We start from the raw sequence: 15,028 nt of genomic DNA on the forward strand, positions 1-15,028 counted from the left end.
GGCGATGACCGAGGTGCGGGAGCGCAAGCGCGGGCAGGGTGGTGGACGCGGACTGTCCGCCGACGACTGGATCGAACTGGGGTACGCGGTCCTCGCCGAGGAGGGCCTCAACCAGGTCAAGATCGACTCCCTCTGCCGTCGGATGGGCGTCACCAAGGGCAGCTTCTATTGGCACTTCACCGACATCGCCGCCTACCGGCAGGCGCTCGTCGAACGCTGGGGTGAGTGGAGCGACGAGGAGCACAAGAAGTTCGAGTCCCTCGACGGCCTACCGCCCAGGGAACGGCTGCTGGGACTGATCGCACAGCTCACCAGCCCGCGGCACTGGATGATCGAGCGCGCCATGCGCGAGTGGGCGCGCACCGATCCGCAGGCGCGGGCGAGCATCCGCAGGTCGGATCGGCGGGCCCGGGATGCGGTGCGCCGCTGCCTCGTCGACCACGGGCTCGACGAGCAGACCGCCACGATGCGGGCCGCATGGATCTTCGCGATGGGGGTGGGCGCCCTCCACCTGTCCGACTCCGAGGAGGACCGGGCGGGCGCCGGCCGCCACAGCGCCGAACTCGTCGACCTCATGCTGCGGACCGCCTGATCGGACCGACCGGACGGCGGGGCCGGGAACCCCGGGCGCTCAGAGCTTTCGGAGACGGACCCGGTTGATCGAGTGGTCGTGGTCCTTGCGCAGGACAAGCGTCGCGCGCGGGCGGGTCGGGAGGATGTTCTCGATGAGGTTCGGTCGGTTGATCGAGATCCAGAGATCGCGGGCCGCCGCCGTCGCCTGCTCGTCGGTCAGGGAGGCGTAGGCGTGGAAGTGCGAGTCCGGGTTGGCGAATGAGGTCGTCCGCATCTGCAGGAAGCGGGAGATGTACCACTCCTCGATGTCCTCGATCTTCGCGTCGACGTAGATCGAGAAGTCGAAGAGATCCGACACCATCAGCGTCGGGCCGGTCTGCAGGACGTTGAGGCCCTCGAGGATCAGGATGTCGGGCTGGCGCACATAGTGATAGACGTTCGGCACGATGTCGTAGGCCAGGTGCGAGTACACCGGTGCGGCGACCTCGCGTGCGCCCGACTTCACCTCGGTCACGAACCGCAGCAGTGCGCGCCGGTCGTACGACTCGGGAAAACCTTTGCGGTGCAGGATGCCCCGGCGCTGCATCTCCGCAGTGGGAAGGAGGAATCCGTCGGTCGTCACCAGGTCGACCTTCGGGTGGGACTCCCAGCGCGCCAGCAGCGCGGCGAGGACGCGCGCGGTCGTGGACTTGCCGACCGCCACGCTCCCCGCGATCCCGATGATGAACGGCACCTGACGGCTGGTCTGGCGTTCGCCGAGGAAGGTCGAGGTGGCCGCGAAGAGTCGTTGTCGCGCAGCAACTTGGAGGTGGATCAGACGCGACAGCGGCAGGTAGACGTCGGCGACCTCCTGCAGGTCGATCTGCTCACCGAGACCGACGAGTTCGGCGAGCTCGTCCTCGGTGAGGACCATCGGCATCGACTCGCGGAGCTCTCGCCACTGCCGCCGGTCCAACTCCAGGTACAGACTGGGATCCCGGTCGCTGGAGTTACGAGCCATCAGCGCAGCTCCGGGGTCGTCGTACGCGCGGATGCCCGGGTCGTCATGTCGTACAGCTTAGGGGCACGCGATTGCCTGCGACACAGAGGTGGGCCCGGGGTAGCCTCGGCCATATGCCGGCCGACACCGCTGACCTCGACATCGTCACCGACTACCTGCGACTGGGACTGGCGTTCGACCGTCTCGAGGAGGGGTTCGTCGACGCCTACACCGGGGACCCGGCGTTGCGTGCGGAGGTCGAGAACGCGCCGGCCCCCGAACCCGCGCAGCTGGCCGCGCGGGCCCGGGCGCTGCTCGCCGAGCTGCCCGGCGGATTGCCCGCGGATCGTGCCGAGTTCCTGGGTGCGCACCTTCGTGCGCTGGAGTGTTCGGCGCGGCGGTTCGCCGGTGAGGAGATCTCCTTCGTCGACGAGGTCCGGGCCTACTTCGACGTCGACATCGCGCTCGCCGACACCGACCGCTACGAGTCCGCGCACGTCGCGCTCGCCGAGGCGCTCGGGGTCCCGGGCGCGACCGGCGACGACCTGCGCGACGCCTACGCGGCGCATCGACGTGCCGACGAGATCCCGCCGGCGAAGGTCGACGAGTGCGTGCGGGCCTTCAGCGGCGCCCTGCGCGAGCGGGTCCGGGCCCGGTACCCGTTGCCGGACAACGAGATCGTGGAGTTCGAGGTCGTCACCGACAAGCCCTGGTCGGGGTTCAACTACTACCTCGGCGGGTACCGCTCCCGGGTTGCGATCAACGCCGACCTCACCCAGTACATGTCGTCGCTGCCGTCGTTGATCGCCCACGAGGCGTACCCGGGCCATCACACCGAGCACTGCCGCAAGGAGCAGCTGCTCGTCGGCGCCGGACAGCACGAGCAGTCGATCTTCCTCGTCAACACCCCGCAGTGCCTGATGGCCGAGGGGCTCGCCGATCACGCCCTCGACGCGATCATGGGCCCCGACTGGCACGCGTGGGCGGCCGAGATCTACGCCGACATCGGGCTGCGTTTCGACGCCGACCGGGCCGCCCGGGTCGGGCGGGCCGCGGCGGGGCTGTTGACCGTGCGGCAGGACGCCGCGCTGCTGCTGCACGACCGCGACGTCGAGGCGGACACCGTCGCGCAGTTCCTGCAGACATGGCTGCTCGCCCCGCCCGAGCGGGCCCGGCAGATGCTGCGTTTCCTCACCTCCCCGCTGTGGCGCGCCTACATCAGCACCTATGTCGAGGGCTACCAGCTCCTGGACCGGTGGCTCGACGCCTCCGACGACCGGGCCGCGGCTTTCGGCCGTCTCCTCGACGAACCGCTGATCCCGGCGAGCCTGAGAAGGGAACTCGCCGCCACCGGGCCGAAGGCCGAGACGGGGGCCGGCCAGAGGGCGCAGGTGGCTGGTTAGGGGATTCGGCGGTCCCGTCCCTAGACTTGACACCATGACCTCGAACTCGTCATCCGTGAACTCGATGTCCCTGGCGGAGCTGGACCCCGATGTCGCCGCCGCGATGAACGGCGAACTGAGCCGTCAGCGGGACACGCTCGAGATGATCGCGTCGGAGAACTTCGTTCCGCGCGCGGTCCTGCAGGCCCAGGGCAGCGTGCTCACCAACAAGTACGCCGAGGGCTACCCGGGGCGCCGCTACTACGGCGGCTGCGAATACGTCGACGTGGTCGAGGACATCGCCCGCAATCGCGCGAAGGAACTGTTCGGCGCGGACTTCGCCAACGTGCAGCCGCATTCGGGTGCGCAGGCCAACGCCGCGGTCCTGCAGGCCCTGATGGAGCCGGGGGAGACCATGCTCGGTCTCGATCTCGCCCACGGCGGCCACCTCACCCACGGCATGCGCCTCAACTTCTCGGGCAAGCTCTACGAGAACGCCTTCTACGGCGTGAGCAAGGAAGACTTCCGGATCGACATGGACGAGGTGCGCAAGATCGCCCTCGACGTCAAGCCGAAGGTCATCGTCGCCGGCTGGTCGGCCTACCCGCGCACCCTCGACTTCGAGGCGTTCCGCTCCATCGCCGACGAGGTGGGCGCCCACCTGTGGGTCGACATGGCGCACTTCGCCGGACTCGTCGCCGCCGGCCTCCACCCGTCGCCGGTGCCGCACGCCGACGTCGTCAGCTCCACCGTGCACAAGACCCTCGGCGGTCCGCGCTCGGGCATCATCCTGGCCAAGCAGGAATGGGCCAAGAAGATCAACTCCGCGGTGTTCCCCGGCCAGCAGGGCGGGCCGCTCATGCACGCCATCGCCGGCAAGGCCGTCGCGCTGAAGATCGCCGGCACCGAGGAGTTCGCCGACCGCCAGCGCCGCACCCTGGCGGGTGCGAAGATCCTCGCCGAGCGTCTCACCGGCGAGGACGTCGCCAAGGCCGGCATCTCGGTCCTCACCGGCGGCACCGACGTCCACCTGGTTCTCGTGGACCTGCGCAACAGCAACCTCGACGGCCAGCAGGCCGAGGACCTGCTGCACCAGGTCGGCATCACGGTCAACCGCAACGCGGTGCCGTTCGACCCGCGCCCGCCGATGGTCACCTCGGGCCTGCGGATCGGCACCCCGGCCCTGGCCACGCGCGGCTTCGGCGACGAGCAGTTCACCGAGGTCGCCGACATCATCGCGACCGCACTCGCGGCCGGCCCCGCCGCCGACGTCTCCGCACTGCGCGGACGCGTCTCCAAGCTCGCCCTCGACTTCCCGCTCTACGAGGGACTCGAGGAGTGGGGCCTGATGAGCCGCATCTGATCGATTCACACCGACGCCGTCTCGTGAGGAGTGTGACCTGAATTGCTCCTCACGAGGCGGCGTACGTATTCTTGGCAGCGATGAACGCACTCACTGAAGACGACCTGATCATCGCTCTCGAGAAGGCTCTTCCCGAGATCGCCGAAGAGCACAGGGCGGCCGCCACCCCGTGGCAGCCGCACGACTGGGTGCCGTGGGACGAGGGACGCAATTTCGCCTTCCTCGGCGGCGAGGACTTCGATCCCTCGCAGGCCACGCTGTCCGACGAGGCCCGTGCCGCGCTGCTGGCGCTGCTGCTGACGAAGGACCAGCTCCCCTCCTACCACCGCGTGCTGGCCAAGCACTTCCCGGCGTTCTCCGAGTGGCGCCAGCTCATCGGGGTGTGGACCGCCGAGGACAACCGGCACTCGATCGTGCTCCGTGACTACCTCGTGGTGCGCCGCGCGATCGACCCGGTGGACGCCGAGCATCGTCGCCTCGTGCACGTGACGAAGGGTTACCGCCAGAGCCCCGAGGCGATGGCCGAGCTCGGCCCGATGGACGTCCTCGCACTGATGGCCGTCCACGAGAACCAGTGCGTCAGCTTCATCAAGCGGCTCTCGGCGATCGCCGACGACGAGGTCCTCGAGGAGATCCTCGCCAAGATCGCGGCCGACGACGAGGTCCAGTCGAAGACCTTCGGCAAGTTCCTCAACGCCGGCATCGTCGCCGACCAGGACACCACCGTCATCGCGATGGACAAGGCACTTGCGGTCGGCCGCGCCGAGGCGATCGGCCACGACATCGACGACTTCGACGCCGAGCGCGCCCTCATCGCCGATTACGAGAACGAGGAGACCTGGAAGGAGATCGCCGCGGCGTTCGCCGACGCGGTCAAGCTCGACTCGGTCCAGGGACTCGGCGACGAGGCCGAGGCGGCGCGTCAGCGCATCCTCTCCCGCGCCCGCGGCTAGCCCGCGCGGACGCCGTCCACTCAGACGACACGGCGCCATCAGGACGAGAAAAGTCCTGGTGGCGCCGTTTGCGTCCCTGGGGCCGACGATACCCCCGTTAACGCGAAATTCACGCCGACACACCTGATCTCCGCGCGCCGCGCGTGCACATCGCGCGTACGTTGGCGGGTGACGGACCGCGGGGAAGCGATCCGTCCGGGAGGTTCGATTCGTGATTTGCACCAGCATCGCGAGGGGGCCGGCCCCGGTCCTCGTCCGGTTCGGCTGACGCCGGGCACAGACATTCGGACCGGCCGGTCGACTACAGAACTGGTTTGTGCGGGCGCCGCACGAACGTAGGAGCCCCACGTGACCACACGCACCTACGTCCTCGACACCTCCGTGCTGCTGTCCGATCCCTGGGCGGTCATGCGGTTCGCCGAACACCAGGTGGTCCTGCCACTCGTGGTGATCAGCGAACTCGAGGGCAAACGTCACCACCATGAGCTCGGCTGGTTCGCGCGTGAGGCGTTGCGCCTGCTCGACGACCTGCGTCTGGCCCACGGTCGGCTCGACCTCCCGATCGGGATCGGCTCCGAGGGCGGCACCCTGCAGGTGGAGCTCAACCACACCGATCCGGCGGTGCTGCCCGCGGGTTTCCGCACCGACAGCAACGACTCGCGCATCCTGGCGTGCGCCCTCAACCTCCGCGCCGAGGGCAAGGACGTCACGCTGGTGTCCAAGGACACTCCGCTGCGGGTGAAGGCGGGTGCCGTGGGCCTCGACGCGGACGAGTACCACGCCCAGGACGTCGTGGTGTCCGGCTGGTCGGGCATGGCAGAGCTCGACGTCGAGACGTCCACGATCGACGACCTCTTCGCCGAGGGCGTCGTGGACATCGACGAGGCGCGGGAGCTGCCGTGTCACACCGGTGTCCGCCTGCTCAGCTCCTCGTCGAGCGCTCTCGGACGGGTGAACGAGGACAAGCGTGTCCAGCTCGTTCGTGGTGATCGAGAGGCCTTCGGGCTGCACGGCCGGTCGGCGGAACAGCGGGTGGCGTTGGACCTGCTGCTCGACGACAGCGTCGGGATCGTGTCGCTCGGCGGCAAGGCGGGCACGGGCAAGTCGGCGCTCGCGCTGTGCGCAGGCCTGGAGGCGGTTCTCGAACGCCGGACCCAGCGTAAGGTCGTGGTCTTCCGGCCCCTGTACGCGGTCGGCGGCCAGCAACTCGGCTACCTGCCCGGCGGGGAGTCGGAGAAGATGGGGCCGTGGGCGCAGGCCGTGTTCGACACCCTGGAGGGGCTCGCCTCGCCGGAGGTCATCGACGAGGTCCTCAGCAGGGGGATGCTCGAGGTGTTGCCGCTGACCCACATCCGGGGCCGGTCGCTGCACGACTCGTTCGTCATCGTCGACGAGGCGCAGTCACTGGAACGCAATGTGCTGCTGACGGTGCTGTCGCGGCTGGGCTCGGGTTCGCGCGTGGTCCTCACCCACGACGTGGCACAGCGCGACAACCTGCGCGTCGGCCGGCACGACGGGGTCGCGGCCGTGATCGAGAAGCTCAAGGGGCATCCGCTGTTCGCCCACATCACGCTCACCCGCAGCGAGAGGTCGCCGATCGCGGCGTTGGTGACGGACATGTTGGAGGAGTTCGGCCCCTCCGCGCCGGGAGCGTAGCGAGCGGGCGGGTTGTGACCGCGCCGGGAGCGTAGCGAGCGGGCGGGTTGTGGCCGCGCCGGGAGCGTAGCGAGCGGGCGGGTTGTGGCCGCGCCGGGAGCGTAGCGAGCAGGCGGGCACACCCCTTCGACCGTAGAGGCCGCGCCGGGTCCTGGGACAGGGCTCGGCGCGGCCTTCTCGTGTTCGGCGGTCTCTTGATCCGATCCTGACGGCACCGTGATCGTCACGTGACTCACGGCCTCTTGCGCACTGTCACACTGGTGTGGTGCTGAAGTTACTGATGAGGCGAATGAGGTTATTGGGACTGCTGGTGATCGCGGTACTGGCTGCTTGTGCCGGTGGAGCGGGCCATGCATTCGCCGAACCGGAAACGACCACTCCGTCGACGCCGACCACTCCGGCGACCCCGTCTCTGCCGGGCACGGGCCCGGGAGGCCTGGGCATCGGCCTGTTCGACGAGATCCTCGACAAGCTCGCCGGGGACACTGGATCGGCGGACGGTGAAGGCCCCGGCGCCACCGGCGCCGGCCCCGGTGGTGACACCTCGCAGATGATCATCGTCACCGCGCCGAAGGCGACCGACAGCAAGGGCACGCTGACCGCGTTCGAGCGCGGCGCGGACGGCAGTTGGAAGCCGGTGATCGGTCCGACCGAGGCCTACCTGGGTGAACTGGGCATGGGGGAGCCGCAGGACAACGTCTACCGCACGCCGCAGGGGACCTTTGCGCTCGATCAGGCGTTCGGCCGGCAGGAGAACCCGGGCACCAAGATGCCCTACATCAAGGTCGATCAGCAGGACTGGTGGGATTCGGATCCGAAGTCTCCGACGTACAACACCCATGTCCGCCAGGCGCAGAGCCCCGGCGGTGACAGCGAGAACCTGTACAACTCGGGTCCGGTGTACGACTACGCGGTCAACATCGCGCACAACCCGCAGCGGATTCCGGGCAAGGCCTCGGCCATGTTCCTGCACGTCTCGAACAATCAGCCGACCATGGGGTGTGTCGCCATCGAGCGCGAGGTCATGAAGGACGTGCTCGTCTGGCTCGACCCGGCCAAGAACCCGAAGATCACCATCGGGGTGAACCAGGAGGCGCCGGCTGACGAGGCCCCCGGGGCCACCCCTCAGGCAACTCCGGGCACCACGCCGCCGACGTCTCCCGAGGCCCCCGGGGCCACCCCTCAGACAACCCCGGGCACCACGCCGCCGTCGTCCCCCGAGGCGCCCGGCGCGGACCTGCTGACCGCTCTGCTCTCGCAGCTGGTCGAAGTGGCGCCCTCGCTGTTCGGGCTCGGGACCGCACTCGGTGCCGGGGTCGCGGGCTGACCCGCGCCTGACGGCTCACGAAACGTCGAGCGACGCCTGAGGCCCGCGTGTCTCAGGCGTCGCTGATGCTGAACCGGGCCTGGCGGCAGCCGGGACAGAAGATCTCCTCGGCCCCGATATGCCAGCCGGATGCACGGGCCAGATCGTCGATTCCCTCTTGGGGGACATTTCGATGCACCGTGAAGACGCGCCCGCAGCTGTCGCAGTACCGGTCTGCCGAGCCCTCGGTCTCGGGTGACAGGGGTGAGACGGCTGTCATGGATTCTTCCTCTCGGACGATCGATGGTTTCCAGTGTGCCGAAATATGACCTGGATCTCATAGGCCTGAATGGCAGTCCAACCGGCATTTCGTTCGATCGGAGGACACCGTTACAGTCAATTCCGGCAACGGTCTCTGATACGGATCGCCGGAGTGGTGAATTGTCTTTCCGGGTGTCCGTGGAGATTCATGCACGGGTCGATCGGGCTGATTCACCGGTGTGGTCCAGCGGGTGGCCGTGGGTGCCGTGGACTGCCGGTATCGGCGATTCCGTGCATCGGGTGGTCGAGCAGCGCGGTGTCGGTCCGGCTGTCGACGACGTGATTCGTCTCGTTCGACGAGAACTGATTGGCAGGGGAAAATCGCGAATTTCCCACCTTTTGTCCGAGCTGTTCCGGATTGCGTTGTCAACCCCCTTCGACGCGTCGGGTCTCGCGACATTCAAGCGATTTTCAGTCGTCCGGATGCCGGATACCGCGGGGTGCCGAACGGATCAGGCCCGCCAGACCGAGGTCCGGTCCGCGAGCCAGGCGACCGACTGTAAACCGCTGAGGAGTCCGAAAAAGACCACGATCCATACCGACAGGCCGACGGCGGCGCTGACGACGAAGGCCGCCAGGCACGTGACGAGAACACCTGAGAGCGAGATGGCGATCACCTCTGATGGCTGAGTGCCGCTCCGGGGGAGGGAGCGCGGGCGGGGTGTCCCCACCATCTCGCGTCGCCGCCGTCGGGCGGGAGGGACGAAGGTCACACGGGCGAGGGGACTTGGTCGCCCGTCACCGTGACCGCTTGAGTTCAAAGCCGGTCACCCGCCGGGGCGACCCGTCCCGGGGCGCGGTCGCCCGGTCGATCTGCGCGCGCGCCTGATCCGAGACAGGGGTGTTCGGATCGAGGACCGACAGGTACCGGTCGTGCGCGGCCAGCGACCGGACGGCCGTCTCGAACTGGTCGTCGACCTCGACGGCGTGGGTGGCCGCCGGGCCGTTCTCGAACAGCCAGAACGGTGCGACGTCCGGGCGCGACGCGGCCAGCTGGTCGTAGGCGTCGAGCACGGCGGCGGAGAACTCCATGTGGTCACGTTGGTTGGGTTGCCCGGGGGCCCACTCGGGTCCGCCGTAGAGCGACAGGATCACCTGCGGCGCGATGCGCTCGACCGTCTCGGTGATCTTTGCCCGCAGCTCCGGGGTGTTGCGGATGCCGCTGTCCGGAAAGCCCCAGAATTCGACCTCGTCGACCCCCACGATCCGGGCCGAGGCGCGTTGCTCGGCCTCGCGGAGCGGACCGCACTCGGCGGGGATCATCCCCTCGATGCCGCGTTCGCCGCTGGAGGCCAGCGCGTAGACGACGCGCCGGCCCTCGCCGGTCCATCGTGCGACCGCGGCCGCCATGCCGTACTCGGGGTCATCGGGATGGGCGACGAGGACGAGCCCGGTCTGCCAGTCCGTCGGAAAGGGGAGAAGGTTCGTCGACATGTCTCGACCATAAACCGAATTGCCCTTGTCACAGGCGGGATCTCGGTTGCACACCGCAGAAGCGCGGGCGGCGTGCCTATCGGATCGTCGGTGCGACGGGCAAATCAGAATCGGGCTGATTCTTGTGTTGAGCCCTCTGCCCGGCAGGCAGATAGTGATTCACCGAGCGCGTTCAACAACTGTTGAAGCCACTGATCCGGAGGTGAACACACGTGACCATCGACTATCGGCCGCCGGCCGGGCCCGACGAGGTGCAGGCGGCGTTCGAGGTCTTCCTGAGGTCGATGATCGGACTCGACCTGCCCGTCGTGGACGCCTCGACCATCACCGAAAATGGCCGCTACATCGCAGCTTTCGAGGGCGACGCGGTGGTCGGCGGCGTGGACTCCTACAGCGGATGGCTCGCCGTCCCCGGCGGGGCGAGGATCCCGCACGCGGCCGTGACCCACGTCGGCGTCCTGCCGACGCACCGCCGCAAGGGCGTCGTCCGCAACCTGATCACCCGCCAGCTCCACGACATCGCCGCCCGGGGCGAGATCGTGGCGACGCTGCGGGCCTCGGAGGCGGTGATCTACGAGCGGTTCGGTTACGGGATCGCGAGTGCCGGCCGCAGTGTCGTCGCACACCGGCGTCGTATCCGGCTGCGCGACGGCGTGCCGGCGGGCGGCAAGGTCCGGCTGGTCGACGGGAGCGCCGACACCGACCTGCTGAGATCGATTGCCGACCAGGCCGACTGGCCGGGGGCGATCGCGCGACCGGCCGGCTGGTGGACCCTGCGGCGGCTCGCCACGCAGGCGGATCCCACCCGCCACCTCGTCGCCGTGCACAGCACCGGCGGGGTCGACGACGGCTACGTCGTCTATCGCCCCGAGAACACGCAGACCTGGTTCACCGATCGCGAGAAGACGATCACCGTCACCGATTTCATCGCCACGAACGACACGGCGCGAGCCGGATTGTGGCGGCACCTGTTCTCGCTGGACCTCGTCGACCGGATCGTCTTCGAGGCGGTCGCGCTCGATGATCCGTTGCAGCTCGCCGTCACCGACGAACGCGCGCTCGAACTCGGCCCCGCACATGACGAGACCTGGCTGCGCCTGGTCGACGTCGAACGTGCGCTCGCCGGCCGGACCTACGGGCGGGCCGAACCGGTGGTCCTGGCCGTGGTCGACGCCCAGATCGACTCCAACAACGCCGCTTTCGAGGTCGGTCCGGACGCTGTTCGCCGGTCGGCCGCCACCCCCGACCTCACCGTGGACGTCGCCACCCTGGCGACGGCCTACCTCGGCGGAACCCGATGGCGGCAGCTCGCCGCCGCCGGCCGCGTCGATCCCGGACGAGCCGAGGTCATCTCACGCCTCGACGTCCTGTTCGGCGTGGACCGCCTCCCGTTCTCCGGCACCGCCTTCTGACGAAAGGACCCCGCATGACCAACATCGCCCCCACACTCGCACCGAGCCATCTGAGCGACCCGGTCGCCGACGAGGACGACCTCCTCGCCCGGTTCGCTCCCGTCTTCGAACGCATCGCGGCAGGAAACACCGAACGAGAACGCCACCGGAAGTTCCCGTTCGAGGAGGTGGACGAACTCAACCGCGCCGGGTTCGGGCGCATCCGCATCCCGGTGGAACTCGGGGGATTCGGCGCCTCGCTGGAGCAGACCTTCGTCCTGTTGGCCCGTCTCGGCGCGGCCGACGCGAACGTCGCCCACGTCTGGCGCAACCACCTCGCCTTCGTCGAGGACCGCCTGAATGCGGCCCCCTCGGAGGGCAACGCGCGCTGGATTGCCCGCTTCCTCGACGGCGAGTTCGTCGGCGGCGGGTGGACCGAGGCCAACAACGGCACGTTCGCGAACATCGCGACCACCGTGCGGCGGGTCGGCGACGCCTACCGCGTGACCGGCGCCAAGTACTACGCCACCGGCAGCCTCTACGCCGACTGGCTCGATGTGATCGGCAAGGACGACGACGGCTCGCTGTACACCGCACTGGTCCGCCGCGACGACCCCGGAGTGGAACTCGTCGACGACTGGACCGGCTTCGGCCAGCAGACCACCGCCAGCGGCTCGGCGACCTACACCGACGTCCCGGCCGACCCCGACGACGTGTTCCCGGCGTCGGAGCGGTTCGTCTACCAGGGGCACTTCTACCAGACCGCGATCCTCGCCGTGCTCACCGGGATCACGCAGGCCGCGCTGCGGGACGGGATCACCGCCCTGCGCGAGCGCGGACGCAACTATCCGCAGGGCCTCGACCCGGTGCCGGTCCGAGATGCCCAGGTGCTCCAGGTGATCGGCGAGGTGTCCGCGCAGGTGTTCGCCGCCGAATCCGCTCTGCGCACCGTCGCCCGGTCCCTCGACGCGGTGGCCGCGGCGCAGGCCGCGGGCGACCTCACCGCGCGAGGGCGCGCGGTGACCGACGCGCAGGTCGCCACCGACCACGCGCAGCTCGTCATCATCGAGGCGGCGCTCACGGCGACCACCACCGTCTTCGACGCACTGGGCGCCTCCGGGGTCTCCACCGACCGGCTGCTCGACCGTCACTGGCGCAACGCCCGGACCCTGGCGTCCCACAACCCGCGGGTCTACAAGGCCCGCATCATCGGGGACTGGCTGGTCAACGGCACCGACCCGGTGCCGGACCTCGGCCTGTTCGGACGCGGAGGTCAGGGAAATTGAGCATCCCGTTCCTCTCGCTCGCGCTCGACGGGCCGCAATTGGTGGAACTCCTCGCCGATGACGCGGCGATCCGCCGCTGGGATGAACTCCCGTCGGCGTTCAGCGTGCTCGGCGTGGAGCGCGTCGACGGCTCCGGTGCGCGCGAGGCCACCGTCGACGCGAGTGTCGCGGCGGCGATCCTCGCCGGCCGGACCACACGCGCACGCTTCCTCGTCGCGGCCTCACCGACGAGGGACCATCCCTACAACCTCGCGCGGCGCATCGCCTCGCTCGGCCACCTGTCCCGCGGCCGGTCCGGGGTGATATTCGGCGACCACGACCCGTATGCGCCCGCCGGCGACCCGTGGACCACGACCGACGTCGGATTCACGCGCGGCGAGCAGATCGCCGATGCCCTGCGCGCCGTGCGGGCGCTGGAACAGAGCTGGCCGTACGAGTCGGTCGTCGGCGACCTGGAGACCGGGATCTTCGTGCAGTCGAACCTCATCCGCCACGTCGACCACGACGGCCTGCATCGGACCGCCGGTCCGCTGACGGTGCCCGAGCCCCCGACCGGGGCCTCGGTCACCGCCTGGCTCGCGACCGACCGCGTCCCGGCGATCCCCGGGGACGAGACGGACCTGGTGATCGGCGCCGGCGGCGCGGTGCGCATCGTCGACGCCGACGCCGCCGAGGCGTGGTCGGGGGAGGCGTCCGACGGCGGGGGACTGCTGCTGCGGGGGCGTCCCGGCTCCACGCTCGCGGAACTGCTCGACGCGGCCGAGTCGCTGGCCGGCCGGACGCGCCCGGTGGGAGACGGGCCGTTGCGGCAGGTCCTGGACCTGTCCGTCCCGTCCCGGCCCGCCGTCGGCCGGGCCGCCTTTCCCCAGCCCCAACCCCATGCGGTCCTCTGACCGCGATCGATCCGGGTCCGTCCCGGTGACCTCGACAGGAGACATCCGATGACCGAACGCCGATCCGGCCACGTGATCCTCGGCATCAACGCCCTCGTACTCGGCTACCTGCCGGCCTCCTGGCAGAGCCCCGAGCTCACCCCGGGTTCGTTCGTCGACCCGGCGTACTGGGAGAACATCGGGCGGACCGCAGAACGCGGCACCCTCGACGCGGTGTTCCTCGCCGACATCCCGGCATTGGGCGACCCGGCCCACGACGCCAACCCCGCCCACATGGAACCGACGGTGAACTGGTCCTACGTCGCCGGCGTCACCGATCGCCTCGGCGTGGTCGCCACCGCGTCGACGACCTTCAACGACCCCTTCGACCTGGCCGAACGATGGTTGTCGTTCGATCACGTGACCCGTGGACGCGCGGCGTGGAACATCGTCACCTCGCGAGGCGCCGCACCCGCGCGCAACTTCGGCTTCGGCGATGTGCCGCCGCGCGACGACCGGTACGACCGGGCCGCGGAGTTCGTCGATGTCGTTCGCGCGCTGTGGGATTCGGCGGTGACCGGCGAACGGGTACACCACCGGGGCGAGTACTTCGAGATCGACGGACGCCTGTCGGTGCCGCCGTTCGCGGACTCGGCACCGGTGCTCTTCCAGGCCGGCGGGTCGGCCAAGGGGCGCGAGCTGGCCGCGCGGGTCGCCGACGGGGTCTTCGCCGCCGAGCTGACCCGCGACCAGGCGGTCGAACACTACCGGCAGGTGAAACGGCGCGCCGTCGAGCACGGACGCTCACCCGACTCGGTCAAGATCGTCCCCGGCCTGCTGACGACGATCGGCAGCACCGAGGAGGAGGCACGCCGACGCAACGACGACCTGCACGATCGCGGTCCGGCGTCGTACTCCATCGAATGGCTCTCGCAGTCCATGGGCATCGACGCGGGCAAACTCGATCTCGACGCGCCGTTCCCCGAGGAGGTGCTCGCCGCTCCCGACGATCTCCAGACCTTCACCGGCAGTGTGGGTTTCCGCGAATCGATCGTGGCGCAGATCCGCCGGACCAACCCGACGGTTCGGGAGTATCTGAAGCAGACCCGCTACACCGGATCGGGACATGCCGGCTTCGTCGGGACGCCGGAGCAACTCGCCGACCGCATCGAGGACTGGTTCCACGCGGGTGCGGTCGACGGGTTCAATCTGCAGCCCGACGTCCTCGTGGACGGTTTGCAGGTGATCGTCGACGAGGTCGTGCCGATCCTCCGCAAACGCGGGCTCTATCGCCACGAGTACGAAACCGACACTCTGCGAGGGCATTTCGAGGCAGCTGCGGCGTCGGCGCCGCTGTGGTGAGTGTGCCGCGTCCTGGTCGGCGACGAAATCGGCTCGCTTCCAACGACTTAGAACCAACAGGCGTCTAACCGGGGTGGATCTGCAGACGGGCTGCGATACTCGAACGGCCGCCAGGCGATGACCGGCCGGGTCCGCGCGGCACTCTCTTCT

14 protein-coding genes are annotated in these 15,028 nt (G+C 69.3%); 11 read left to right on the forward strand and 3 right to left on the reverse strand.

What is annotated here, in order from left to right; all coding sequences use genetic code 11:
* The first annotated feature begins 4 nt into the window (after positions 1 to 4).
* Complete coding sequence (locus tag E1P53_RS19055) at positions 5 to 592, forward strand: TetR/AcrR family transcriptional regulator (protein ID WP_131735188.1); 588 nt, start codon at positions 5 to 7, stop codon at positions 590 to 592.
* A gap of 39 nt (positions 593 to 631) precedes the next feature.
* On the opposite strand, the gene coaA is transcribed toward E1P53_RS19055, so the two are convergent.
* A complete protein-coding gene (gene coaA, locus E1P53_RS19060; protein ID WP_006902150.1) occupies positions 632 to 1,573 on the reverse strand; it encodes a type I pantothenate kinase in 942 nt (313 codons plus the stop codon).
* A 113-nt stretch (positions 1,574 to 1,686) separates the two neighbouring features.
* Here coaA and E1P53_RS19065 point away from each other — a divergent pair, with 113 nt between their 5' ends.
* The 5 genes from E1P53_RS19065 (at position 1,687) to E1P53_RS19085 (ending at position 8,233) form a co-directional block, all read left to right on the forward strand.
* Entirely contained in the window at positions 1,687 to 2,955 is a 1,269-nt protein-coding gene (locus E1P53_RS19065; RefSeq protein WP_131735189.1) for a DUF885 domain-containing protein, read from the forward strand.
* A gap of 34 nt (positions 2,956 to 2,989) precedes the next feature.
* Entirely contained in the window at positions 2,990 to 4,297 is a 1,308-nt protein-coding gene (gene glyA, locus E1P53_RS19070; RefSeq protein ID WP_279106084.1) for a serine hydroxymethyltransferase, read from the forward strand.
* Between the two features lie 80 nt (positions 4,298 to 4,377).
* Entirely contained in the window at positions 4,378 to 5,250 is an 873-nt protein-coding gene (locus E1P53_RS19075) for an acyl-ACP desaturase (protein ID WP_131735190.1), read from the forward strand.
* A 348-nt stretch (positions 5,251 to 5,598) separates the two neighbouring features.
* Complete coding sequence (gene phoH2, locus E1P53_RS19080) at positions 5,599 to 6,906, forward strand: RNA 5'-3' helicase PhoH2 (RefSeq protein ID WP_006902601.1); 1,308 nt, start codon at positions 5,599 to 5,601, stop codon at positions 6,904 to 6,906.
* A gap of 289 nt (positions 6,907 to 7,195) precedes the next feature.
* On the forward strand, positions 7,196 to 8,233 hold the full coding sequence (locus tag E1P53_RS19085; RefSeq protein ID WP_131735191.1) for a L,D-transpeptidase family protein: 1,038 nt from the start codon (positions 7,196 to 7,198) through the stop codon (positions 8,231 to 8,233).
* Positions 8,234 to 8,285: 52 nt separating this feature from the next.
* Here E1P53_RS19085 and E1P53_RS19090 read toward each other — a convergent pair whose 3' ends face one another.
* The gene (locus E1P53_RS19090; RefSeq protein WP_006902603.1) at positions 8,286 to 8,492 is read right to left on the reverse strand and encodes a hypothetical protein; all 207 of its coding nucleotides are present in this window, start codon (positions 8,490 to 8,492) and stop codon (positions 8,286 to 8,288) included.
* 23 nt (positions 8,493 to 8,515) lie between these two features.
* On the opposite strand from E1P53_RS19090, the gene E1P53_RS20525 reads away from it, so the two are divergent.
* A complete protein-coding gene (locus tag E1P53_RS20525) occupies positions 8,516 to 9,163 on the forward strand; it encodes a hypothetical protein (protein ID WP_165484449.1) in 648 nt (215 codons plus the stop codon).
* A 108-nt stretch (positions 9,164 to 9,271) separates the two neighbouring features.
* Here E1P53_RS20525 and E1P53_RS19095 read toward each other — a convergent pair whose 3' ends face one another.
* Entirely contained in the window at positions 9,272 to 9,967 is a 696-nt protein-coding gene (locus tag E1P53_RS19095) for a PIG-L deacetylase family protein (protein WP_006900101.1), read from the reverse strand.
* A gap of 212 nt (positions 9,968 to 10,179) precedes the next feature.
* Here E1P53_RS19095 and E1P53_RS19100 point away from each other — a divergent pair, with 212 nt between their 5' ends.
* The 4 genes from E1P53_RS19100 to E1P53_RS19115 are packed head-to-tail and all read left to right on the forward strand — an operon-like array spanning position 10,180 to position 14,878.
* A complete protein-coding gene (locus tag E1P53_RS19100) occupies positions 10,180 to 11,379 on the forward strand; it encodes a GNAT family N-acetyltransferase (protein ID WP_006900100.1) in 1,200 nt (399 codons plus the stop codon).
* A gap of 14 nt (positions 11,380 to 11,393) precedes the next feature.
* Positions 11,394 to 12,644: an acyl-CoA dehydrogenase family protein gene (locus tag E1P53_RS19105; protein WP_131735192.1), complete on the forward strand. Its 1,251-nt coding sequence runs from the start codon at positions 11,394 to 11,396 to the stop codon at positions 12,642 to 12,644.
* Positions 12,641 to 13,537 (forward strand): LLM class flavin-dependent oxidoreductase, encoded by an 897-nt coding sequence (locus E1P53_RS19110; protein ID WP_131735193.1) that lies wholly within the window; start codon positions 12,641 to 12,643, stop codon positions 13,535 to 13,537. Before E1P53_RS19105 ends, E1P53_RS19110 begins: the two co-directional genes overlap by 4 nt.
* A gap of 48 nt (positions 13,538 to 13,585) precedes the next feature.
* Positions 13,586 to 14,878, forward strand: a complete 1,293-nt coding sequence (locus tag E1P53_RS19115; protein WP_131735194.1) for an NtaA/DmoA family FMN-dependent monooxygenase — start codon at positions 13,586 to 13,588, stop codon at positions 14,876 to 14,878.
* Positions 14,879 to 15,028: the final 150 nt, after the last annotated feature.

This window comes from Gordonia paraffinivorans (genome assembly GCF_900683595.1).
GTDB classification, from domain to species: Bacteria; Actinomycetota; Actinomycetes; order Mycobacteriales; family Mycobacteriaceae; genus Gordonia; species Gordonia paraffinivorans.